Genomic DNA, 17902 nt, shown 5'->3' on the forward strand with positions numbered 1-17902 from the left:
TCAGGCGATCGGCGGCCTCAGCGACCGATCCAGGGGTGCAGCAGTCAGGAGCGTCGACCGAATCGCGAAGAAGCGTGCCGGCAGAACCGAAGGAGCCTCGGCCTCGGAGCTGCCAACGGGGTCGGCGAAGTGGTGACCATGGCAGCCGCCATGGTGGTGCGGAACGCCCCTCTCCGTGTCCGGTGCCTGGTCCGCGTCGCCGTCGACATGACCGGCAAGCGCCGCGGCTGCCACGTTGCCCGGCAGACAGAGCTGCTCGCTCGCATGCGCGAGCGGCGCCATCCCCACCGAGAGAAGAAGCGCCATTCCGACGAGAAGGCTCAGGAGCCGATGCACGGTCCGCGCGATAGCAGCACCAGCACCGCCTGTCAGCTTCCGAACCTCGCTCATCCGCCAGCCTCCTCGAGCGCGCGCCGCAAATCGCCGGGAATCGGCATCGGCGCGAACGGATCTACGCGCGCACGGCCGCTATTGCCGATAGGGGTTCGGCCGCTGAGCGTGCCCAGCGGTGCGAGAGCCAGCCGCAGCAGCTGACCGCCGGCCTCGCGCAGGTCCGCCGTGCGGAGCGCATAAACCAGCATGATCACATGGACCCTCAGATGCAGGAGCAGGTCGGACTGGGAGACGATATGCGCCCGCTCCAGTGCCCACCAGGCGCTGCCGACATCGCCGACCGAGGCGGCCCAGCGATGACGCTCGAGTTCGGCGTCGGCGAGGCCGTGAAGGTTCGAATCGGCGGCAGACTTGCGCATCATGCCGCTCCGGCCAGCCGGTTGTCGCGGGCGCCGCGCTCGCCGGCGAGTTCGCGTCTGGCCTGGCGGATGATCTGAACGCCGCCCGAGATGCCGAGAAGCGCCATGATGGCTGCGACGATCAGGTCGGGCCAGGCGGTGCCGGTCCCGAACACGCCTGCCGCGGCGAGCACGACCGCGACATTGCCGATCGCGTCGTTGCGCGAGCAGATCCAGACCGACCGCATGTTCGCGTCGCCTGAGCGGAAGCGGTAGAGCATCAGGGCGACGCCGGCGTTCGCGACCAGCGCAGCCACGCCGACTAGGCCCATCATCTCGGCGTCGGGGGTGCGCCCGTGCCAGACCGCCCACAGGCTGCTCGCCAGCACATAGATACCGAGGATCGCCAGCGTCGCGCCCTTGAGCAGCGCCGCGCGCGCGCGCCACGCGAGCACCATTCCGGCGACACCGAGGCTGATCGCATAGTTCGCGGCATCGCCAAGAAAGTCGAGCGCGTCCGCCTGGAGCGCCTTGGAGCCGCCCGCCACGCCAGCGGCCATCTCTGCCACGAACATCGCGGCATTGACGGCAAGCGCGATCCACAGCGCACGCCGCCAGCTCGGACTATTGTTAGCGTCGGGCTTTGCCGACGCACAGCTGTTGCAGGCCATTTCCACCTCGAACGACTCGATGTGGAAGGCTATATGCACCCTGTAGCAACTCTAGGGTCAAGGGCTGGCAATGCAGATTGGCGAACTCGCACGATCGACCGCGACCAAGGTCGAGACGATCCGCTTCTATGAGAAGATCGGATTGCTTGCGGCACCGGCGAGGACCGAAGGCAATTATCGCGACTATGGCCAACCACATTTGGCGCGGCTTTCGTTCGTCCGCCGGGCGCGCGACCTCGGTTTCACGCTCGACCAGGTGCGCGCGCTCCTGGCACTCTCGGACGAGCGCGACCGATCCTGCGGCGCGGTCGATGCCGTGGCGCGCGAGCATCTCGCCGAGATCGACCGCAAGATCGCCGACCTGCGCGCGCTGCGCCGCGAACTCGACGACCTGATCGGCCAGTGCTCGCAGGGGTCAATCTCGACCTGCCGAATCATCGAAGCGCTCGGTCCGGCCGAGGCGACTTGACCCTCTAGTCACTGCAGGGTGCACAATCCGGCCGACTCGCACGAGGAGGATAAGGTGGGCGAACAGAACTATACGCCGCCGCTCGGAACCGGTGACACCCAGGACTATGATCGCGCAATCCGCATCTGGACGCGCGAGCGGCGGTGGCGAAGCGCGCTTCTGCAGGCGACCACACCCGTGGCGGGCGAGACGATCGTCGATTTCGGCTGCGGCACCGGCACCTTCGCCGTGATGCTGAAAGCGGCCCAGCCCGAGGTGCGCATCATCGGCATCGATCCGGACGAGGAAGCGCTGGCGATCGCCCGCGCCAAGGCCGAAGCGGCGCGCGTCGGGGTGGAATGGCGCCAAGGCTTCGCCGCCGACCTCGAAGCCGGCACTGCCGACGCGGCCGTGTCCAGCCTCGTTTTCCACCAGATGCCGGTCGTGGAGAAGGCGCGCGCCTTTGCTGCGCTCTTCCAGGTCCTGCGGCCTGGCGGGCGGCTCCTCATCGCAGATTATGGACGCCAGCGCGGCTTGATGCGGCTGCTATTCCGAGCAACCATCCAGCGGCTCGACGGCGTCGCCGACACCCAGCCGAATGCCGACGGCATCTTGCCGGACCTTATCCGTGACGCGGGCTTTGTCGACGTTTGCGAGATCGACCGCGTGCACACGGTGACGGGCACGATCATGCTATTGGGAGCCAAGCGGCCCGCCTGACACAGGAGCAGGAATGGACGTAGAGGTGGAGCAACGGCTGGTGCGGCGGGAAGCCGTGCTGGCGTTCGGCCTGACGATGGCGGTCTGCGGGGTATCGCTGCTGCTGTTGCCGCGCCTGATCGAACTGCCCGTCGAGATCGCGCCTAGGCTGGCGCTCGCCATTCAGACCAGCGTCCCCCATCTGCTGTGCGTTCTCGTCGCTATCCAGCTCGTGTCCAGCGGCAGGTATCACTCGGCGGCCGACATCGCAGGCGCGGCGGCAGGTCCGCCAAGCCCGCAGCTCGCGGTCAAGGTGGCGTTTCTGCAGAACACCCTCGAGCAGGCATTTGTCGGCATATGTGCGCAGCTCGTGCTGGCCTCTGTTGCGGGCGGAGCCGTCCTCGCGCTGTTGATCGCCTCTGCGATTCTATTTCCGGTCGGCCGCGTGCTTTTCTACCGCGGATATGCAGGTGGCGCGGGATCGCGCGCGCTGGGCATGGCGCTGACCGCGCTCCCCTCGCTCGTTTGCCTTGGTGCCGCAGGCGTCGTGACCATGGGCGAGTTATTCAGCGGGTGAGGCGACATTCCGGCCGGCGGATTGCAGCCGCGCGTCGGGACGGATGGCGATTGCCGAGTGATCCTCAACGTCATGCGTCGGCTTGTTCCCAGCCTTTCGCTCCGAATAACGGTCGACCAGCTGTTCGCGATGCGGACGCATCAGGATGGTGAAGCGAACCAGCTCCTCCATCACGTCGACGATGCGATCGTAATAGCTGGAGGGCTTCATCCGGCCCGCTTCATCGAACTCCTTGTAGGCCATCGCGACCGACGACTGGTTCGGGATCGTGAACATCCGCATCCAGCGGCCGAGCAGGCGCAGCGTGTTGACGGCGTTGAACGATTGCGATCCGCCCGACACCTGCATCACCGCGAGCGTGCGACCCTGGGTCGGGCGCATGCCCTTCATCTCGAGCGGCAGGTGATCGACCTGCGCCTTCATAATGCCCGTGATCTGGCCGTGCCGCTCCGGGCTGCACCAGACCTGGCCTTCGGACCACAATGCATGCTCGCGCAGTTCGTGGACGGCGGGATGGTCGTCACCCTGCACCTGGTCCGGGAGCGGCAGGTCGCCTGGATCGAAGATGCGCGTCTCGGCACCGAAAAGCTGGAGCAATCGCGCCGCCTCTTCGACCGCAAGTCGCGAGAAGGAGCGCTGCCGAAGCGATCCGTAGAGCAGCAGGATCCGCGGCGGCGGCTGATCGTCGCCAAGTCCGAGGCCCAGGCGCTTGTGCACGAACGCCGGATCGAGCGCCGGCATATGGTCTGGATCGACCAGTGAGCGGAGGCGCCTCATGCCGCTCTCGGCCCGAACAGGATGATGCCGGCCCCAAGGAGGCAAATTGCGGCACCGGCCACGTCCCAGCGGTCGGGCCGCAGGCCTTCGATCGCCCATAACCATCCCAGCGAGGCGCAAATATAGACGCCGCCATAGGCCGCATAGGCGCGGCCGGCTGCCTCGCTGTCCACCAGCGTCAGCATCCAGGCGAATAGTGCAAGCGACATTATGCCGGGCACGACCCACCATGGCGAATGTCCCAGCCGCAGCCATGCCCAGAAGGCGAAGCAGCCGGCGATCTCGGCGAGCGCAGCGCCAATATAGGCCAGCGGAGTCATGCGGCTTCGTACCACGGGCGCGTACGCTTCACGATCGCGACGACCGAGAGCATGACCGGCACTTCGACGAGGACGCCGACCACGGTCGCGAGCGCGGCGCCCGAGTGGAGGCCGAACAGCGAGATCGCCGCAGCGACTGCCAGTTCGAAGAAGTTCGACGCGCCGATCAGCGCGGCGGGGGCGGCGACGCACCAGGCGACGCCGAAACGCCGCGACAGCCAATAGGCGATGCCCGCGTTGAAATAGACCTGGATCAGGATCGGCACCGCCAGCAATGCGATGACCAGCGGCTGGCGGACGATCTGCTCGCCCTGGAAGCCGAACAGCAGGATGAGCGTGGCGAGGAGCGCGACCAGCGAGGCGGGACCCAGCCTGCCGAGCAGCCGATCGAGCGCCAGCTGACCGCCCGAGGCGAGCACCGCCGCCCGGACGAGCTGGGCGACGATCACGGGAACGACGATGTAGAGCACGACGGACAGGAGCAGCGTGTCCCAGGGGACGGTCACCGATGCGACGCCGAGCAACAGGGCGACGAGCGGCGCGAACAGGAAGATCATGAGCAGATCGTTCAGCGCGACCTGGCTGAGCGTGTAGGTCGGCTCGCCGTCGCAAAGGTTCGACCACACGAACACCATGGCGGTGCACGGGGCGGCGGCGAGCAGGATCAGGCCGGCGATGTAGCTGGACGCCTGTCCTTCGGGCAGCAGCGGCGCGAAGAGCCAGCCGATGAACACCGTGCCGAGAAGCGCCATCGAGAACGGCTTCACTGCCCAGTTCACGAAGAGGGTAACGCCCACTCCTTTCCAGTGCTGCCGCACCGAACCGAGCGCGCCGAAGTCGATCTTCAGGAGCATCGGGATGATCATCAGCCAGATAAGCGCCGCCACGACGAGGTTGACGCGAGCGACCTCCGCCGCCGCGATCGCCGCGAACGCGCCGGGCAGGACGTGACCGAGCGCGATGCCGATCACGATGCACAGCGCGACAAACAGGCTGAGATAGCGCTCGAACAGGCTCATGGCCGGGCGCGGCGTAGCGGTTGCGAGAGTCGCCACCTCAGACCAGCCGCTCGCCGCTGGCGTCGACGACCTGCTCGCCATCTTCCTTGGAGAACGCGCCCTGCTGCGGTTGCGGCAGGATGTCGAGGACCGCTTCGGAGGGGCGGCAAAGCTTCACGCCTAGCGGGGTCACGACGAGCGGCCGGTTGATCAGGATCGGATGCGCCATCATCGCGTCGATCAGACCGTCGTCGCTCAGGGTCTCGTCGGCCAGGCCGAGCTCGCCATAGGGCGTGCCCTTCTCGCGAAGCAGCGCGCGCGGCGTGATCCCGGCGCGCTCGATCAGCTGCACGAGCTGCGCGCGGGCCGGCGGCGTCTTCAGATACTCGACGACGTGCGGCTCGATGCCGGCGTTGCGGATCATCGCCAGCGTGTTGCGCGACGTCCCGCACTCGGGATTGTGATAGATGATGATGTCAGCGGTCATTTGAGCCTCAGCAGCAGGTGGTGAGTTCGGCGACAAGCGGCTCGCAAAGCTCCGCGCGGCCCTGGCAGCAGTCCTTGGCCAGAAAGGTCATCAGGTCCCGCAGCGCGTCGATGCGCACCCGCTGGATGAAGTGGCGACCCTGCTTGTCGGACTGAACGAGGCCCGCCTTGGCAAGCACGGCGAGATGGGTGGAAAAGGTGCTCTGCGACAGCGCCAGCGCGTCGGCGAGCTCCCCCGTCGAAAGGCCGTTGGGCTCGTGCCGTACCAGCAGGCGGAAAGTCGACAGCCGCGTGGGATGCGCAAGAGCGGCGAGGATTTCGATGGCGCTGTCCTGGTCCATGCATCGGGATTAGCCGATGTGATTTGGGGCCGCAAGACGTATCGCGTTTTACCGATGCGTTTGGTTTACCTCGTTGGCCGCGTCGACCTGTCAGGGCGTCTGGATTGCACCGCAGTGGTTTGACTTCGAAGGTAGCTGCTTGCCAGGCAAGGTGTTGCCAGCCTAACCTTTGTCCGTGCCGTGACATCGGCACCGAGGCGTGAGAACCTCGTAGGGTATTCTGTTCACTGGCCGACCGCCGGGTGGCCGACGCGCATGTCCAGGCTTCGCAGCTAAAGGCGTCGGCGCATGTAAACCCTACGTGTTCTCAACACCCGGCTTCGCCGGAGCCGTCTCGATCGGGAGACGGATCATGGCACGCGCGGCGCGGGCGGACGATATTGGCAGAGGCCAAGGGTGAAGGGGCCGGCGACGTTTCCGTTGGCCGCGCTTCGTGCCGCCGAGCCGGACGCGGTCGATATCGACCGGCTGTACCGCAGCGAGCGTTCGTCGCTGATCCGCTTCTTCGCGCGCAACCGTGCATCGGCGCACGAAGCCGAAGACCTCGCACAGGAAGCCTTTCTGCGGCTTGCCCGCGCCGAGGACGGTCCGGCCTCGATCGCGAGGCCCGCAAGCTATCTGCGCCAGATCGGCCGCAACCTGCTCAAGGACCGGGTGCGATCCGCCGAGTTCCGGCACATGGCGCCCGATGCCGATGTGGAGCACGCCATTTCGGACATTGATGAGCTTGGCCGCCTGGAAGCGCGCGATAGTCTGCGCCGGCTCGAGACAGCCATGATTCGTCTCAAGCCGCGGTCGAGGGATATCTTCCTCGCCCACCGTCTTGATGGCATGACCTATCTCGAAATCGCGGAGAAGACGGGGTTGAGCGTGAAACGCGTCGAGAAGATCATGTCGAAGACGATCGGGCAGCTGACGCGCTTCATGGAGCAGGATGCCTGATGCCGGGCGGCGAGGACGCGCGCGAGGAAGCCACACGCTGGTGGGGGCGCATGCACGGGCCCCATGCGGAGGCGTCGCGCGCCGAGTTCGAACGCTGGCGCGCGGCGGACGCGCGAAACGCCGCCGAATATGCCGCGCTCGAGCGGACCTGGACACTGGCGGAAGGCCTGGGCGCCACCGCGGTCGGTCGGGACCGGTCACTCAAGCCGCAGCCGCGCCCGCTCGCCTGGGCCACCGCGCCTCGTCTCGCGCTCGCTGCCGCCGCGATGATCGTCATCGCGCTGTTCGTGACCCTCCAGCCCGGACGCAACCCGAACCTCTCCCTCGTATCCGTGGCGCACGCGACCTCGGTCGGCGAGATCCGCACGGTGAAGCTGCCTGACGGGTCGTCGGTAACGCTCGACACCGACACGCGGGTTGAGGTCGCGTTCGACGACAAGGTCCGCAAGGTCAGGCTGCAGCGCGGTCGTGCGCGTTTCGACATCCGGCCCGAGCCCGCACGCGCGTTCCTCGTCGAGGCGGGCGGGAAGATTGTCTCGGCTCCGCAGGGGAATTTCGACGTCCAGGCAGCACCGGCCGGGCTTTCGGTCGCGTCGCTGCGGGACGCTCTGGAGGTCCGGCGGCAGACGGAAGGCCTGGATGCAAAGGCGGGACTGCGCATCCAGCCCGGACAGGCTGTGCGCTTCGCCGCGAGCGGCGAGCCCCTTGCACCCGCCGGGCCGGCCGAGAAGGGGAGCGACCAATGGGTATCGGGAATGCTGGTTTTCCACGGCGCGCCCTTGTCGGCGGTGCTTGAGGAAACCAATCGCTACGCTTCGCGCGGCATTGCGCTCGGCGAGCCGTCACTCGGCGCGATCAAGGTCACCGGAGCCTTCCGTCCGCTTCCCGTGGATCAACTTGCGGCAAGCCTTGCTGCAGCCCTCAAGCTTCGAGTCCAGCGCGACGCCGACGGCAATCTGACGCTCGTCCGACCCTAGTCGATTTTTTCCGCATTGGAGGGGGGGGTAAGTCCGTCCTGCCCCGTCCCGCCCTGATGTCCGCGCTCTGTGCGCGGACCCGGGAGGGACAGAATGCGAAAGAAAATCGGGGTTGTGCTTCTTTGTAGCGTGGCAATGTTCGCCACGTCGGCCGCGCGCGCGCAGCAGGACGGCGCGCGCGACTATGATATCGTGGCGCAGGATCTTGGCACCGCCATCACGCAGGTCGCGCTCAGGTCCGGCAGGCAGATCATCGTCGCCGACGACCTCGTCAGGAACCGCCGGGCGCCGGCGCTCCGGGGCCGCTATTCGGCCGATGCGGCGCTCGCCGCGCTGCTCGGTGGCACGGGTCTTCGCGCGATCATCGTCGGCAATACGCTGGTAATCCAGCGATCCGACGCGCCGGACCAAGATGCGGACGACGGCGGCGACATCGTCGTCACCGGTTCCCGCATCCGCGGCCGTGGTCCGGTAGGATCGCCACTGGTGACGATCGATCGCGCGGCCATCGATCAAGCCGGCTTCGCCACGACCCAGCAGATCGTCCAGTCGATCCCGCAGAACTTCGCGGGCGGTGCCAACGAGAATACCAGCGGCCTGATCAGCGCTGCGGGCAACGGGAACGCCTCGCGCGGAGCCGGCGTGAACCTGCGCGGGCTCGGCCAGAACTCGACGCTCCTGCTCATCAACGGGGACCGGCCGCCACTGGCCGGTGCGGGTGGGACCTTTTCCGATCTGTCGGTTATCCCCGCCTCGATCATCCAACGGGTCGAGATCGTGCCCGACGGATCATCAGCGATCTACGGATCGGACGCCGTGGCCGGGGTCGTCAACGTGATCACGCGATTGAACTTCCACGGCGCGGAGTCCAGCTTTCGGATCGGCACCGCCGACGGCGACGCACAGGAATATCAGTTCAGCCAGCTTCTCGGCACGCAGTGGGCTTCAGGCGGCCTCGTTCTTGCCTATGAATTCTACAAGCGGGACAATCTGCTCGCAGCGGATAGGCCCTACGCCACCGAAGATCTGCGGGTACTGGGCGGCCCTGACCGCAGGGGCAATTACGCCAATCCCGGCACGATCTTCGCCGGCGGGCAGGGCTATGCGATCCCCGCGGGCCAAAACGGTATCGGGCTCACGCCGGCGAGCCTCGCCGCAGGCACCCTCAATCGCGGCGACCGCTGGCTCGGCACCGACCTGCTGCCAGACCAGCGGCGCCATTCCGTGTTCGCATCGCTGAGCCAGGACCTTGGTCCGGCGCTGCGCTTCTATGCAAACAGTCTGGTGACATGGCGCAACTTCGACGTGGCGGTCCAGCCTAGCGGCGACGCGCGTCGCACCGTGCCGGTGAGCAACCCCTTTTACGTCGACCCGGTCGGCACGCGCCAACCGATCGGCGTCAATTACAGTTTCGTACGCGACCTCGGTCCCGAGCGCTCGCGCGGGCAGGTACAGGCCTATGGCGCCACCGCTGGCCTCGAGGCCCGGCTGGGCGCGTGGCGCATCGACGTCCATGGAAACTGGGGGAAGCAGGTCGAGAACTACGACCAGATCAATCGCGTCAACACCGCGCGTCTGGCACTGGCGCTCGCCGACACCAACCCTGCGACAGCCTATAATCTGCTCGGGGACGGCCCGAATACCAACCCGACGACGATCGAGTCGGTGCGCGGCTATACCAAGAGCCGTTATTATGGCGAAAGCTGGTCGGCGACGTTGCGCGCCGATGGGCCGCTGATCGGCCTGCCGGCAGGTGCGGCCCGCCTCGCCGTCGGGGCGGAGTACAGGCAAGAGCGCTACCGTGCCGGTGAGACCATCTTCTATACCTCGACGCTCACCCCGTCAGTGGCCGCACCTGTGCCCTATCCGGGCGCACGCAAGGTCAGCGCCGCTTATGCCGAGCTGCTCCTGCCGGTGTTCGGCGAAGGCCTCACCATCCCCGGCTTCCGCCGGCTTGATCTCTCCGCTGCGATCCGGGCCGAGCATTATTCCGACTTCGGCGGCACGCAGAATCCCAAGCTCGGCTTCACCTGGGAAAGCCTGCGCGGCCTGACGGTGCGCGGCAGCTATGGGACCTCGTTCCGCGCGCCGCTCTTCAACGAGCTACGGCAGGATCCAACCTCGATCGGCTACTTCGCATGGCCTGCGGCCGATCCGTTATCGCCGACGGGCACGTCCAATCTGCTGGTCATTCGCGGTAACGACCCTGACCTGCGCCCGGAACGCGCGACGAGCTGGACGCTGGGCCTTGATTTGAAACCCGCCTTCCTGCCGGGATTCCGGGCCGGCGTGACCTGGTTCGATGTCGATTACCGCGACCGCATCGCTTCGCCCGTGGCGAACCTCGCCAACTTCCTGATCAACCGCAACGTCTACGACCCTATCCTGAGCCCGAACCCCTCCCCCGCCCGCATCGCCGAGATTTATGCCTCGCCTTACTATATCGACATCTTCGGCATCCCGCAGACTGCGCCGTTCGTCGCCGAAGCCGATGCCCGGCTGCAGAATCTTTCGTCGGTCCGGCAGTCCGGCATCGACGTCGACCTGGCCTATTCCTTCGGCCTCGGGGGCGGGCGTGCCGAGCTTGGCGCCGTCGGCACCTATATCTTCCACATCCGTCAGGCGCTGACGGCCACTGCCGCGCCGATCGACGTCGTTGATACGGTGGGCAACCCGGTCGATCTGCGGGGCCGGGCGCGGGTCACCTGGAGCGCAGGCGGGTTCGATGCCGCGCTCTTCGTCAATCATGCGGACGGCTATCTCAATCGCACGACGGCGACCCCGCAGAAGGTCCAGGCCTGGACGACTTTCGACCTCAATCTGGGCTACCGGTTCACGGATGAGAGCGGCATCTTCAAGGGACTACGCGTCGCCCTGAGCGCCACCAATCTGCTCGACGCCGACCCGCCCTACGTCACCTATCTGGTAGGCACCTACACCGCTGGCTTCGACGCCGAGAATGCGAATCCCCTCGGCCGCTTCGTCGCTCTCCAGGTCACCAAACAATGGTGACCGCGCCTGGAGCGGCAGCGGTCGTCGCCCTGCTCCTCGGCACGATCTCGGTGGCGCACGCAACGCCCGCGACGTGCCGGGAGCGCCTGTTGCCGCCTCCTTTGGGGGCGGCAACAGGTAAACGGCCAGTGACGGCGCGCGACCTGATCGAACTGCGGGATTTCGGTCCGGCCGACAATGCACCGGGCGCGCGGCCGGCTTTCTCGGTGTCGCCCGACGGGCGTGCCGCCGCCCTCGCCATCCGCCGCGCCGACATCGCGAGCGACAGCTATTGCTTCGGCATCGCGCTCGTACCCCTCGACGGCACCGGAGCCATGCGCCTGCTTGATGTCGGCGGGTCTTTCATTCCCGCGACCAACGATATCCGCGGCATGACCGCGATCGAGAGCGGGGTTCCGCTCGTCCTCGCCCCGCTCTGGTCGCGCGACGGACGTGCCATCTATTATTTGCGGCGCGACCATGGCGTGACCCAGGTCTGGCGCGCCGATCTGGCCGGGCGGGCGAGCGCCGTAACCTCGCTCAAGAGCGATGCGCGTTCGCTCGAATGGGCCGCGGACGGGACCACATTGCTGATCGGGACCCGCCCCGCACTACCGGCTGCGGAAGCTGCCATCGACCGGGAGGGCCGCGACGGCTATCATTTCGATGCCCGCTTCTGGACGCTGTCCGAGGCCCGTCCCCGCCCCCGCGCACCCTTGCCCGAGACGGTTCTTCTGCTCGACACCGCGAACGGCCGGCTTCGGTCGGTGTCGTCCGAGGAGTCTGCACAGCTGCGAAATCGTGCGGCGGACCGGCCGGCGGGAAGCGCGTTGTTCGCCCCCGGAGCCGGCGGCCGCCGCGCATGGTCGGCGCCGGACGACCCGCGCCTGGTCTTCGCGCCTGCGCGGCTCCATGTTGCCACTCGGCAAGGAAAAGTCGCCTGTCCCGAGGCGATTTGCGCGCGCCGAGTCGCGGGCATCTGGTGGCGCGAGCCTGACGAGCTGCTGATCCTGCGCGGCGGCGGGCCCGAAGATCGCGGACAGTTACGCCTGTACCTCTGGCGTCCCGGCATGGAGACGACGCCCCGGTTGCACGTCACGACGGACCGTGCGCTGACGGGCTGCACGCTGTGGCGGAAGGCCCTGCTGTGCGCGCGCGAGGCAGCGAACGAGCCCCGCCGACTGGTTGCCATCGATCCCGAGAGCGGCGCGGAGACACTGCTGTTCGATCCCAATCCCGAGACGGCGAGCCTGGCCCTCGGCGCCGTCCGGCGCCTTGGCTGGGCCAATGCGCTGGGCATGCGGACTTACGGCGATCTCGTGCTTCCACCATCGCATCGTTCCGGCCAGCGCCATCCGCTGATCCTCGTCCAATATGTCAGTCGCGGTTTCCTGCGCGGCGGCACAGGGGACGAGTACCCGATCTTCCTGCTCGCACAGCACGGGTTCGCAGTGCTCAGCTTCCAGCGACCCGCTGCTCTGCCGGCGACCGAGCGAGCCACCGACCTCAACGCTCTGCAGCGGATCAACATCAAGGATTGGGCCGAGCGGCGGGCCATCGTCTCGGCGCTCGATCGGGGCGTAGATGCGGCAATAGCGACGGGGACCGTCGATCCCGGCCGCCTCGGGATAACCGGCATGAGCGACGGCGCCACTACCACGCAATTTGCGCTCAACAGCTTGAGGCGGTTCAAGGCGGCGGCGATCAGCACATGCTGTGACGAGCCGAGCAGTCTCTTCACCACGGGCCCGGCTTACCGCGATGCGGTGCTCGCCTGGGGCTATCCGCGCCAGGGAGACGATGGTTCCGCCTTCTGGAAGCCGATGTCGCTGGCGGCAAACGCGTCCAACCTGCGCACGCCTTTGCTGATCCAGATACCGGACGCCGAATATCGCTGGTCGCTCGAGACGGTGTCGGCGCTCGAACAGCATGGCGGGGCGGTCGACATGTACGTCTTCCCCGACGAGAATCACGTCAAGGCGCATCCGGCGCATCGTGCCGCCATTTACAGACGCTCGGTCGGCTGGTTCGACTTCTGGCTGCGCGGCGTCACCGACTTGCCTGGCCTCGAGGTGGAGGTGACACGCTGGACGGAAATGCGTCAGGCACTCAGCCGGAGTTGACCGCGCGACCAGGATGCCCAGCCACTCGCCCATGCCTCGACATCGGCGATCCCCAGGAGTTCGGCGACGACCTCACCGTCCGCGATGTCGCCCCGGAAGGCGCGATCGATCGTCTCCGGGTCTGCGATCCCCTGTCTCACCAGAACTCCGTCGAGCAGCATCGCGCGTAGCTCGGTCGCGTTCCGGCGGATGATCTGCGCCCCAAGGCTGTCGAACGCGGCCTTGGTCCGCCGGCCGATCACGGTCGCCGGCAGCATTCCCGCAAATGCTTCCCGCGCGACTGAACGGTTGCGGCCATGCTCAAACCAGAGCCAGGTCGGGATGCGGAGGCATGTTTCGACCACGGGCTGCGACAAAAGTGGCGAGCAGATCGGCGCGAGCTGCTGCCGGCCGAACCCCTCCAGATGATTGAGCACGCTGACGAGAGACCAGACATGCCGCCGCTTGCCCGGTAGCGCATCGCTCGCCGCGTCGAGCCAGGCGTTGTCGGCCGGCCAGGGCAACTCGGCGGTGGCGGCATTGTTGAGGAAGCGGTTCACCCACGGCCGTGGGCGGGACTGCGGGGTTTCGAACCGGCGCCGTGCGGTGTTGCGCAGCGCTTCCCAAAAGGTGACGTCTGCGACTTCGGCCACGTCCAGGATCGCTCTCGCGGCGGTCCGGCCAAGACCCTTGCGCTTGATCAGGTCGATTACCGCCAGAGTGGATTGCAAGTGGCAGAAGATGTTATCGCCGCCGCCGCCGCTGAAGAACATGTCGGCGCCATGCTCCCGCGCGGCCTGCTGCAGGGGCCGGTCGAGCGCCTGGGCGAAATTACGCGCGCACGGGCGCGGCAGCCACGCAGCATCGGTGCGCGTCACATCAACAATGTCCGGGACCAGCGCCACCTGTTCGAGACGGACACCGAGATGATCGGTCACGGCTTGGGCGTATATCCTTTCATCGGAATCACCGGCTGAAGGAATGAAGGTCACGCACAGCGGATCGGCGCCGGCGGCCGCCAGTCCGGCGGCCACGATCGACGAATCCAGGCCGCCGGAGAGCTCCACAAGGGGATGCCGTGTCGTGCCTGCCCAGGATCTCGACACCTGCAGAATCGTCTCGCGGACCTGCTTCGCCGCGACCTCGAAGCTCGCCAATTCCCGATCCGGTGTTGCGAGCGTCCATGGCGACCAGATTTGCGCGGTATCGAGCCTGTCCCTCTCGAACGTCAGACTCATTCCGGGGAGGAGCTCGCTTATCCCCCTGAGCGCGGTCCGCGCCGGCCGGAGGTCGCGAAAGGCAAGCGCCTGTGCGACGATGGTCCAGTCGATCTCGGGCTCCAGCAGTTCGAGCTCGAACAACAGCGCCGGCATCGAGGTGACGACATGCATCGTGCCCAGCGAGGCGAGGTAGACCGGGATCATGCCGGAAGGATCGCGGAACAGCTCAACCCTTCCCTCGATCTCACGCAGCGCCAGATAGCCGCCCCAAAACTGCGTCACGAACCGGCTCAGCGGCGCGAGAAGTTCGGCGTCGCCGGCGCGCAGTGCAAAGCCGGCGCTGCGCCGGTCGAACACCGATCCCCAGAAGATGCGGCCCGGCGGTTGCGGCAGGAAATGCGGTGCCGACGCTCGGCCGAGAAACCGCACCCCGGGCGTGTCGAGGAGCAGGGCGAATCCCATGGCCCTGAGGCGTTCGGTCACGCCGGAGAGCCGGCTCGTATCCACTGCGCCCGACCCGCCAATGAGCGCGACATAGGGCGCGACGTTCATACCCGCAGGATCGGCGTGTAGCGCCGGACATGATCATAGTTGTCGTTCAGGATCATCGTCGGGCTCTGAAGCCAGCAATGCGCGAGAAAAGGTTCGAGCGTCACACCGAACACGAGATGGCGGCCGAGATCTGACCCGCCGAGCCAGAGGTCGAGCGCGAGCGAATCCATCAGGCAATTCTTCGCGACGGGCACCAGCCTTCGAGCGCGATGATATCCGGCCAGACGCTCGCGTGTGACGGCATCACCGAGTTTCGGTTGGGCCGTCCGCCAACGCCGTCGCGCGAGGACAACGGACTGTAGCCGGCGCGTCTTGAGCTCGATCCAGGCGGAACCGACCGCGGCGGCGATACGCAAGCCTTCCCCGGTGCCAAACGCATCCGGCGTCGCCGGAGCCTCCAGCATTTCGGGTATCTCGATCTGTGTCGCGAGGGCGCTCAGGGGCGGGTCGCCTGCGCGCACGACGCCTTGTCGCTCGAGCAGGTCGAGCAATGCCTGCGGCGGGGCATCGGACGGCTCCTCCAACCATTGGCGGGCCGTACTGCCGAGCGAAGCGGGCAAGCGGAAGTACCGATCCTGGCGCAAGTCGAGCAGCATGACGCCCTCGCCGACGAAGCACGCGGTCAGATGGGGAAGCAGGGTCCAGAGCATCTTTGGGATGCGCAGCTTCGCCGGCGCGGCACCTGCCGCGCCGGCGGGTCCGCTCAGTTGTCCGAGAGTCCGGGCAGCTGCTGGAGCTGAACGCCGTCGATCTTGCCGAAATCGGCACCCTGGGTCTCGACGCTCGCCGCGCCCAGGTCGATCAGTTCGACTGCGTCTTCGTTGGTGCGTTCCATGGTCATTCTCCGTGTTGCGTCGCTCGAATCGCGACCACGGAAAGATCGGCCAGGCAGCCGATTATAAGAATTTTATAATCCGATTATAATCCGGAGCGCGCTCGCAGCAGCTCGCCGGCTGCGCGCATCCGCGCGACATGGTAACGGCGGATGGCCGCGGGCCTGCGCGGCGAAGGATCGAGCAGCTCTTCCAGCTCGCCCAGTACAGGCTCCAGCACCTGCGACTCCGCGATGCGGAACGGATGGAGCCGATCGCTCGCGCGCGCCACGGCTGTTCGAAGCTCGGCGTTCGGCGAAGACGCGGCGAGCAGGACGAAGCAGGCAGCGGTCGCTTCGGCCAAGGTATCCGCACCCATCACCTCCTCTACCGCGCCGGCGGCCGGTTTGATGCGGGCAGTGCTCGCCGCCATGACCGCGAGCGCCGAATTCCATTCGTAGAGGTCACGCAGTTCGGCTTCGCCGGTACGCGGCACGTGGAAGCCCTCGCCGCTGCTTGCTTCGACAAGTTGCTCGCCGGCGAGGCGGTTCAGCGCGTCCCGAACGGGTGTCATGCTCACGCCGAGCTCCTCGGCGAGGCGGTTGGCTTCCATGCGATGTCCGGGCGCGAAGGCACCGTCACGGAGCAGTTGCTTGAGCGCCGCATAGCTGCGCTCCATCGCCTGAGTTGGGCTCATCGTTCCTGCTCGCGGCGATGCTGTGCGACCGCCTCGACCTGCTCGGGCCGTAAGGCGTCCACGGCGCCGAGATGCGCCGGCACCGCGTCCTGCAGCAGCACCGAAGGGCATACACCTTCATAATTGCCGAGATTGGGCCGGTGCTGGCGATAGCCGATGAGCCCGGCAAGCTCCGGAGCAAAGGCTCGAGCGACCGCGGGCGGATAGGCGAGCCATTGATTCTCGTACGGCTTGAGCCAGCCGAGGCAATAGCTGACGACCACAGCGGCCCGCACGTCGGTGCTCCGGTTCGCGCCGGCGCCATGCAGGGTCGAGCCGAGGAAGACGATCGCATCTCCCGGTCGGCATTCCGCACTGATCGCGCCGCCGCGCCAGTCCGCGCGGAGCGCTTCGGGACCGTGGCTTCCAGGATAGATCAATGTGGCGCCATTCTCCTGGGTGAAGGGCGTCAGAGGCCACATCACGTTGACGAGATATTCCACCTCGCCCTTGATGCCCTGCCACATGTCCTGATCCCGGTGCGGGAACTGGGCCGGCGCGCCCGGGTGGAGCGCGATCGCCTGTGCTAGGTTGAGCTGGATCGTGTCGCACCACGGCAGGAGCGCGTCCTCGACGATTGCGAGGATCTCCGGGCACTGGATCAATGTCGCCGCATGGCGCGATCGTTTGAGCAGGCTGCCGAACCGCTTGGTCCGGCCACCATAGAAGTCCCCGGTGCAGAACGGCGTCGCTTCGAACACCGGGCGCAGGTCGCCGGAGAGTGCATCCATGATCGTCTCGGGCATCAGCCCGCGGAGTATGCACCAGCCCTCGGTAACCAGCTGGTGCGCGCCAGCGGTCGTGTTGGGAGATTGGGGAGCGGTAGCGAGCATCAAGGCCTCCTATGCGTGCGCGGGCTGGGCCGCGGTCGAAGCCATCTGATCGGTGGGCAGCCAGATTCCGGTGGCTCTCAGGCGCGCCTCGGTCTCGGTGGTGATGTCGATCCGTATCGCGCCGAGAAGTCTGCCGTCAGTCGGCAGCGGCTCGCCGAGCTGAGTCGCGTCCCAACCGAAATCCAGTATCTGCCGCAGCCATGGGAGTTCGGCGACGCCGGTATAGGTGCGGATTCCATTCGCCAGCGCGAACTCCACCAGCGCGGTCACGAGCCGGTTGCGCACCTCGCGGCGTCGAGGCGCGGCAAGGCTGCGGTCGAGGCAGAATCGGGTGATCTCGTACGTGGCCGGGCCGCGCGGAACAGGACCTGCGCACAGCTCCGGAAACAGGTGGTCCAAAAGGTGCGGGCGTGTCGTTGGAAGAAGGCGCGCAGAGCCCAAATGGGCATGGCTGCTGTCGGCCAGGATCAGGTAGCGGGCGTGCTCATTGTCCAGGTGATCGAGCTCGAAGCGGCCGTCGAGCACCGGCACGTCCCAGCCGAGCAGATCGACGAACACCTCCTTGCGAGCTGCGAACATGTTCCGCATCGCGGCGTCGCACGCCGCTTGCTTGGTCGTATCGATCAGGGAGATCATCGTTCCTCATCCCATCTGGTTGAGGGACGAGCATCCGCAGTCCGCCGTCAGCG

21 protein-coding genes are annotated in these 17902 nt (G+C 66.9%); 7 read left to right on the top strand and 14 right to left on the bottom strand.

Annotated features, from left to right (window positions below; translation table 11 throughout):
- From RZN05_RS14730 to RZN05_RS14740, 3 genes are read right to left on the bottom strand one after another with little or no spacing between them, the layout of a single operon-like run.
- On the bottom strand, positions 1 to 390 hold the full coding sequence (locus RZN05_RS14730) for a hypothetical protein (RefSeq protein WP_317227327.1): 390 nt from the start codon (positions 388 to 390) through the stop codon (positions 1 to 3).
- Positions 387 to 755 carry a DUF3703 domain-containing protein gene (locus RZN05_RS14735; protein ID WP_317227328.1) on the bottom strand — a complete coding sequence of 123 codons (369 nt, stop codon included), beginning with the start codon at positions 753 to 755 and terminating at the stop codon, positions 387 to 389. Before RZN05_RS14735 ends, RZN05_RS14730 begins: the two co-directional genes overlap by 4 nt.
- Positions 752 to 1402 carry a cation transporter gene (locus RZN05_RS14740; RefSeq protein ID WP_317227638.1) on the bottom strand — a complete coding sequence of 217 codons (651 nt, stop codon included), beginning with the start codon at positions 1400 to 1402 and terminating at the stop codon, positions 752 to 754. The genes RZN05_RS14735 and RZN05_RS14740 overlap by 4 nt, the downstream gene beginning before the upstream one ends.
- 70 nt (positions 1403 to 1472) lie before the next feature.
- Between RZN05_RS14740 and RZN05_RS14745 the strand changes: the two genes are divergently transcribed.
- From RZN05_RS14745 to RZN05_RS14755, 3 genes are read left to right on the top strand one after another with little or no spacing between them, the layout of a single operon-like run.
- Positions 1473 to 1871, top strand: a complete 399-nt coding sequence (locus RZN05_RS14745) for a MerR family transcriptional regulator (protein WP_317227329.1) — start codon at positions 1473 to 1475, stop codon at positions 1869 to 1871.
- A gap of 54 nt (positions 1872 to 1925) precedes the next feature.
- Positions 1926 to 2570, top strand: coding sequence for a class I SAM-dependent methyltransferase (locus RZN05_RS14750; RefSeq protein WP_317227330.1), 645 nt, complete (start codon positions 1926 to 1928; stop codon positions 2568 to 2570).
- 13 nt (positions 2571 to 2583) lie between these two features.
- Positions 2584 to 3126: an MAPEG family protein gene (locus RZN05_RS14755; protein ID WP_317227331.1), complete on the top strand. Its 543-nt coding sequence runs from the start codon at positions 2584 to 2586 to the stop codon at positions 3124 to 3126.
- Here the strand turns inward: RZN05_RS14755 and arsH are convergent.
- Genes arsH through RZN05_RS14780 form a run of 5 tightly spaced genes read right to left on the bottom strand, consistent with a single transcriptional unit; the run spans position 3112 to position 6048 of the window.
- Entirely contained in the window at positions 3112 to 3903 is a 792-nt protein-coding gene (gene arsH, locus RZN05_RS14760) for an arsenical resistance protein ArsH (RefSeq protein WP_317227332.1), read from the bottom strand. The genes RZN05_RS14755 and arsH overlap by 15 nt on opposite strands.
- Positions 3900 to 4223, bottom strand: a complete 324-nt coding sequence (locus RZN05_RS14765; protein WP_317227333.1) for a YnfA family protein — start codon at positions 4221 to 4223, stop codon at positions 3900 to 3902. The genes arsH and RZN05_RS14765 overlap by 4 nt, the downstream gene beginning before the upstream one ends.
- Complete coding sequence (gene arsB / locus RZN05_RS14770; protein WP_317227334.1) at positions 4220 to 5242, bottom strand: ACR3 family arsenite efflux transporter; 1023 nt, start codon at positions 5240 to 5242, stop codon at positions 4220 to 4222. Before arsB ends, RZN05_RS14765 begins: the two co-directional genes overlap by 4 nt.
- Before the next feature lie 37 nt (positions 5243 to 5279).
- The gene (arsC, locus tag RZN05_RS14775) at positions 5280 to 5708 is read right to left on the bottom strand and encodes an arsenate reductase (glutaredoxin) (protein WP_317227335.1); all 429 of its coding nucleotides are present in this window, start codon (positions 5706 to 5708) and stop codon (positions 5280 to 5282) included.
- Positions 5709 to 5715: 7 nt separating this feature from the next.
- Positions 5716 to 6048: an ArsR/SmtB family transcription factor gene (locus RZN05_RS14780; RefSeq protein WP_317227336.1), complete on the bottom strand. Its 333-nt coding sequence runs from the start codon at positions 6046 to 6048 to the stop codon at positions 5716 to 5718.
- Positions 6049 to 6444: 396 nt separating this feature from the next.
- Here RZN05_RS14780 and RZN05_RS14785 point away from each other — a divergent pair, with 396 nt between their 5' ends.
- The 4 genes from RZN05_RS14785 to RZN05_RS14800 all read left to right on the top strand — a co-directional run bounded on the left by RZN05_RS14785 (position 6445) and on the right by RZN05_RS14800 (position 13081).
- Positions 6445 to 6990: an RNA polymerase sigma factor gene (locus RZN05_RS14785; protein WP_317227337.1), complete on the top strand. Its 546-nt coding sequence runs from the start codon at positions 6445 to 6447 to the stop codon at positions 6988 to 6990.
- Positions 6990 to 7967 (top strand): FecR family protein, encoded by a 978-nt coding sequence (locus tag RZN05_RS14790; protein WP_317227338.1) that lies wholly within the window; start codon positions 6990 to 6992, stop codon positions 7965 to 7967. The genes RZN05_RS14785 and RZN05_RS14790 overlap by 1 nt, the downstream gene beginning before the upstream one ends.
- A 135-nt stretch (positions 7968 to 8102) precedes the next feature.
- Complete coding sequence (locus tag RZN05_RS14795; protein ID WP_317227639.1) at positions 8103 to 10979, top strand: TonB-dependent receptor plug domain-containing protein; 2877 nt, start codon at positions 8103 to 8105, stop codon at positions 10977 to 10979.
- A gap of 128 nt (positions 10980 to 11107) precedes the next feature.
- Positions 11108 to 13081 carry an Atxe2 family lasso peptide isopeptidase gene (locus tag RZN05_RS14800; protein ID WP_317227339.1) on the top strand — a complete coding sequence of 658 codons (1974 nt, stop codon included), beginning with the start codon at positions 11108 to 11110 and terminating at the stop codon, positions 13079 to 13081.
- On the opposite strand, the gene RZN05_RS14805 is transcribed toward RZN05_RS14800, so the two are convergent.
- The 6 genes from RZN05_RS14805 to RZN05_RS14830 all read right to left on the bottom strand — a co-directional run bounded on the left by RZN05_RS14805 (position 13060) and on the right by RZN05_RS14830 (position 17849).
- Positions 13060 to 14832: an asparagine synthase-related protein gene (locus RZN05_RS14805; protein WP_317227340.1), complete on the bottom strand. Its 1773-nt coding sequence runs from the start codon at positions 14830 to 14832 to the stop codon at positions 13060 to 13062. The genes RZN05_RS14800 and RZN05_RS14805 overlap by 22 nt on opposite strands.
- A complete protein-coding gene (locus RZN05_RS14810; protein WP_317227341.1) occupies positions 14829 to 15482 on the bottom strand; it encodes a lasso peptide biosynthesis B2 protein in 654 nt (217 codons plus the stop codon). The genes RZN05_RS14805 and RZN05_RS14810 overlap by 4 nt, the downstream gene beginning before the upstream one ends.
- Before the next feature lie 53 nt (positions 15483 to 15535).
- Entirely contained in the window at positions 15536 to 15667 is a 132-nt protein-coding gene (locus RZN05_RS14815) for a benenodin family lasso peptide (RefSeq protein WP_136943427.1), read from the bottom strand.
- 83 nt (positions 15668 to 15750) lie between these two features.
- Complete coding sequence (locus RZN05_RS14820; RefSeq protein ID WP_317227342.1) at positions 15751 to 16323, bottom strand: GntR family transcriptional regulator; 573 nt, start codon at positions 16321 to 16323, stop codon at positions 15751 to 15753.
- A gap of 14 nt (positions 16324 to 16337) precedes the next feature.
- Positions 16338 to 17213, bottom strand: a complete 876-nt coding sequence (locus RZN05_RS14825; RefSeq protein WP_317227343.1) for a phytanoyl-CoA dioxygenase family protein — start codon at positions 17211 to 17213, stop codon at positions 16338 to 16340.
- A gap of 9 nt (positions 17214 to 17222) precedes the next feature.
- Positions 17223 to 17849 (bottom strand): acyl-homoserine-lactone synthase, encoded by a 627-nt coding sequence (locus tag RZN05_RS14830; protein WP_136943430.1) that lies wholly within the window; start codon positions 17847 to 17849, stop codon positions 17223 to 17225.
- Between the last annotated feature and the right edge of the window lie 53 nt (positions 17850 to 17902).

The organism is Sphingomonas sp. HF-S4 (genome assembly GCF_032911445.1).
Classification (GTDB): domain Bacteria; phylum Pseudomonadota; class Alphaproteobacteria; order Sphingomonadales; family Sphingomonadaceae; genus Sphingomonas; species Sphingomonas agrestis.

Excerpts from the sequence above, each read along its gene's own strand:
- RZN05_RS14730 (WP_317227327.1), bottom strand. The coding sequence starts at position 390 with ATGAGCGAGGTTCGGAAGCTGACAGGCGGTGCTGGTGCTGCTATCGCG.
- RZN05_RS14735 (WP_317227328.1), bottom strand. The coding sequence starts at position 755 with ATGATGCGCAAGTCTGCCGCCGATTCGAACCTTCACGGCCTCGCCGAC.
- RZN05_RS14740 (WP_317227638.1), bottom strand. The coding sequence starts at position 1,402 with ATGGCCTGCAACAGCTGTGCGTCGGCAAAGCCCGACGCTAACAATAGT.
- RZN05_RS14745 (WP_317227329.1), top strand. The coding sequence starts at position 1,473 with ATGCAGATTGGCGAACTCGCACGATCGACCGCGACCAAGGTCGAGACG.
- RZN05_RS14755 (WP_317227331.1), top strand. The coding sequence starts at position 2,584 with ATGGACGTAGAGGTGGAGCAACGGCTGGTGCGGCGGGAAGCCGTGCTG.
- arsH (WP_317227332.1), bottom strand. The coding sequence starts at position 3,903 with ATGAGGCGCCTCCGCTCACTGGTCGATCCAGACCATATGCCGGCGCTC.
- RZN05_RS14765 (WP_317227333.1), bottom strand. The coding sequence starts at position 4,223 with ATGACTCCGCTGGCCTATATTGGCGCTGCGCTCGCCGAGATCGCCGGC.
- arsB (WP_317227334.1), bottom strand. The coding sequence starts at position 5,242 with ATGAGCCTGTTCGAGCGCTATCTCAGCCTGTTTGTCGCGCTGTGCATC.
- arsC (WP_317227335.1), bottom strand. The coding sequence starts at position 5,708 with ATGACCGCTGACATCATCATCTATCACAATCCCGAGTGCGGGACGTCG.
- RZN05_RS14780 (WP_317227336.1), bottom strand. The coding sequence starts at position 6,048 with ATGGACCAGGACAGCGCCATCGAAATCCTCGCCGCTCTTGCGCATCCC.
- RZN05_RS14790 (WP_317227338.1), top strand. The coding sequence starts at position 6,990 with ATGCCGGGCGGCGAGGACGCGCGCGAGGAAGCCACACGCTGGTGGGGG.
- RZN05_RS14795 (WP_317227639.1), top strand. The coding sequence starts at position 8,103 with ATGTTCGCCACGTCGGCCGCGCGCGCGCAGCAGGACGGCGCGCGCGAC.
- RZN05_RS14805 (WP_317227340.1), bottom strand. The coding sequence starts at position 14,832 with ATGAACGTCGCGCCCTATGTCGCGCTCATTGGCGGGTCGGGCGCAGTG.
- RZN05_RS14810 (WP_317227341.1), bottom strand. The coding sequence starts at position 15,482 with ATGCTCTGGACCCTGCTTCCCCATCTGACCGCGTGCTTCGTCGGCGAG.
- RZN05_RS14815 (WP_136943427.1), bottom strand. The coding sequence starts at position 15,667 with ATGGAACGCACCAACGAAGACGCAGTCGAACTGATCGACCTGGGCGCG.
- RZN05_RS14820 (WP_317227342.1), bottom strand. The coding sequence starts at position 16,323 with ATGGAGCGCAGCTATGCGGCGCTCAAGCAACTGCTCCGTGACGGTGCC.
- RZN05_RS14825 (WP_317227343.1), bottom strand. The coding sequence starts at position 17,213 with ATGCTCGCTACCGCTCCCCAATCTCCCAACACGACCGCTGGCGCGCAC.
- RZN05_RS14830 (WP_136943430.1), bottom strand. The coding sequence starts at position 17,849 with ATGATCTCCCTGATCGATACGACCAAGCAAGCGGCGTGCGACGCCGCG.